Source organism: Micromonospora sicca (assembly GCF_003172935.1).
Lineage (GTDB): Bacteria > Actinomycetota > Actinomycetes > Mycobacteriales > Micromonosporaceae > Micromonospora > Micromonospora sicca.
In genome coordinates, this window is sequence record NZ_QGKS01000216.1 from 1 (window position 1) to 2,840 (window position 2,840).

The 2,840-nt window shown below is 74.7% G+C and carries 3 protein-coding genes; 1 reads left to right on the plus strand and 2 read right to left on the minus strand.

The annotated features are described in order from the left end of the window. Window positions 1-606: SURF1 family protein (locus DKT69_RS14575; protein ID WP_109802104.1), on the plus strand; the 606-nt coding region annotated here is incomplete at its 5' end. Window positions 607-622: 16 nt separating this feature from the next. Here DKT69_RS14575 and DKT69_RS14580 read toward each other — a convergent pair. Continuing rightward, window positions 623-2,215, minus strand: a complete 1,593-nt coding sequence (locus DKT69_RS14580; RefSeq protein ID WP_236647921.1) for an ATP-dependent DNA ligase — start codon at window positions 2,213-2,215, stop codon at window positions 623-625. Window positions 2,216-2,343: 128 nt separating this feature from the next. After that, complete coding sequence (locus DKT69_RS14585) at window positions 2,344-2,550, minus strand: hypothetical protein (RefSeq protein WP_089012916.1); 207 nt, start codon at window positions 2,548-2,550, stop codon at window positions 2,344-2,346. Window positions 2,551-2,840 lie beyond the last annotated feature (290 nt).

A 2,840-nucleotide genomic window follows, 5' to 3' on the forward strand; every position in this document is an offset into this window, starting at 1 on the left:
CCCGCCGACCGGGTCACCTGGACCCGGGCCCCCGCCACCGGCCGGTACGACCCCGCGAACGTGGTCCTGGTCCGCGGCCGGACGCTCGACAGCACGGTCGGCTTCGAGGTGCTCACTCCGCTGGTGCTCGCCGACGGCACGGCCGTGCTGGTGGACCACGGCTGGATCCCGCCGGCCCCCGGCGCCGGCGCCACCACCCAGCCGCAGGTGCCGGCCGCGCCCCCCGGCGAGGTCACCGTCAGCGGCCGGGTGCTGGCCGGCGAGAGCGGCGCGGGCACGGTGGACCGGCGCGACGGCAAGCTGGAGACCCGGCGGATCGGCGTCAGCCGGCTCGCCCGGCAGCTGCCCTACCCGATCTACGGCGGCTACCTGCTGCTCGACCAGCAGACCCCGGCCGCCGATCCGGCCTTCCAGGCGGTGCCGATCGGGCACACCAACAACTGGCAGAACTTCGGCTACGTGGTGCAGTGGTGGCTCTTCGCCGGCATGAGCCTCGTCGGCTACGGCTGGGTGGCCCGCCGGGAGGCGCGCCGCAGGGCCGGGCTGGACAAGCCCCGCCCGCCGGTCGACCGGGCGGCCGAACCGGCGCCGAGCGCCCCGGTCTGACCGGGCGGGCTCCCGGTCAGCCGGTCATCCGGCCGGCGTGGATGGCCCGGACCGCGTCGATGGTGTCGGCCTCCGCCGCGGTCTTGTCATCCCGGTAACGCACCACCCGGGCGAACCGCAGCGCCATCCCGCCGGGATAACGACTGCTGGTCTGCACCCCGTCGAACGCGATCTCGACGACCTGCTCGGGCCGCACCCGGACCACCCAGTCGCCCTTCTCCACCGCCAGGCCGAGGAACCGCTCGGTCTGCCAACGCAGCAGCTCGTCGGTGAGCCCCTTGAACGTCTTGCCGAGCATCACGAACTCGCCGGTGCGCGGATCCCGGGCGCCCAGGTGCAGGTTGGACAGCCAGCCCTGCCGCCGCCCGCTCCCCCACTCCACCGCCAGCACCACCAGGTCGAGCGTGTGCCGGGGCTTGACCTTCACCCACGCCGACCCGCGCCGACCCGCGTCGTAGGGGGCCGCCGGGTCCTTGACCACCACCCCCTCCTGACCGGCGTCGAGCGCCGCGGCGAACGCCTCCCCGGCCTGCTCCGGCCCGTCCACCTCCATCCGGCCGACCAGCAGGCTCGGGTCCACCGCGCCGGCCAGCGCGGCCCACCGCTCCCGGCCCGGCAGGTCGATCAGATCCGCGCCGTCGAGGTGCAGCAGGTCGAAGAAGTACGGCGTCAGCACGGCCTCGCCGGTGGTCTCTGCGGCGGCCAGCACGGCCGGGGCGACCGCACTGCCACCGGTGGTGCTCGGCGTGGTGCGGCGGGCGGCCCGGCTGGAGGTCTCCTGGAAGGGCAGCGGACGGCCGGTGGCGTCCAGCCCGATCGCCTCGCCGTCGAGGACCAGCTCCCGGGCGGGCAGCGCGCGCACCGCGGCGACCACCTCGGGCAACCGGGCGGTGATCTCGTCCAGGCTGCGGGTGAAGACGGCGATGTCCTGGCCGGACCGGTGCACCTGGATCCGGATGCCGTCCAGCTTGACGTCGACCACCGCCGGGACGCCGGTCGCGGTGAGCGCCTCGTCCACCGAGGGGGCGCTCTGCGCCAGCATCGGGGCGAGCGGGCGGCCGACCTGGAGCCCGAAGCCGGCCAGCGCGGTCGCGCCGCCGGAGAGCGCGGCCACCGCGACGGCCCGCAGGTCGCCGGCGAGCAGCAACGCCCGGCGCACGGCCGGCAGGGGCACCTCGGCGGCCCGGGCGATCGCGTCGGCGAGCAGCCCGGCCTGGGCGCCCTGCCGCAGCTCACCGCTGAACAGGCCGACCAGCATCCGCTGCTCGTCGGCGGTGGCCGCGGCGAAGAGCCGGCCCACCAGCTCCCGGCGACGAGCCTGCGAACCGGCGCCCCGGAGCGCCGCGATCTCGTCGATCGCCGCGTCGACCCCCGCCACGGTCAGCGTGGGCTCGGCGGCCGGCGGCGGCAGGTCACGCAGGCTTGCCCAGCCCACCCCGGTCTGCCGTTGGCGCAGCTCGCCGGCGAGATAGCCGGAACCGGCCGGCACCTCGGGCGGGTCGAGCGCCCGGAGCGCGGCGGCCAGCAGCTCCACCTTGGCCCGCCGGCCACTGGTGGCGCCCACCGCGGCGGAGGTGGCCGCCAGGTCGAGGAACCGCACGGATCCCATCCTGCCAGCCACCCCCGACGCCGCGGCGGATCCCGGCCGGGCGACGGATCCCGCACGCCACCCGGCCCGGCTCATGACCGGGCCGCCCCGTCGTGACCGGCCCGGCGCGACGAGGAGCCCGGCCCCGGTCAGGCCGAGACGGGCTCCTCGATTCGCAGGCCACGCCCGCGCACTTCCTCGGCGACCCGGGTGAGCAGCGTGTCGAGTGCGACCAGCGCGGCCGAGAGCTCACCGAGCTGATCCTTGAGCGTGTCCTCGGGCCACGCGGAGACGTCGACGTCCCCCAGAGCACTCACGGCGGCCTGGAGCCGCGCCATCTCGTCGTTCGTACGCATGTTCGAAAGGCTATAACACCCCTGCGTCCGACACACCCCAAACTCCGACATCGGCCCCGAAGTTACGGTTCCGACGCCTAGATCCTTGGGTTCGAGAATCTGAACAACTGAGTCAGGTTTTCAGGCTGCGGTTTTGAGTCGTGCGCGGGCGATGTAGTCGTCAACGTGGTGGTCGATGGCGGCGAGGGCTTGACGCAGGTCGGGTGGCGCTTGGGGCTGATCGGCGGCGAGGAGTGGTCGCAGGAGGCGGTTGTTGAGTTTGGTGTAGAAGATCGCCAGGCGTTGCCCGT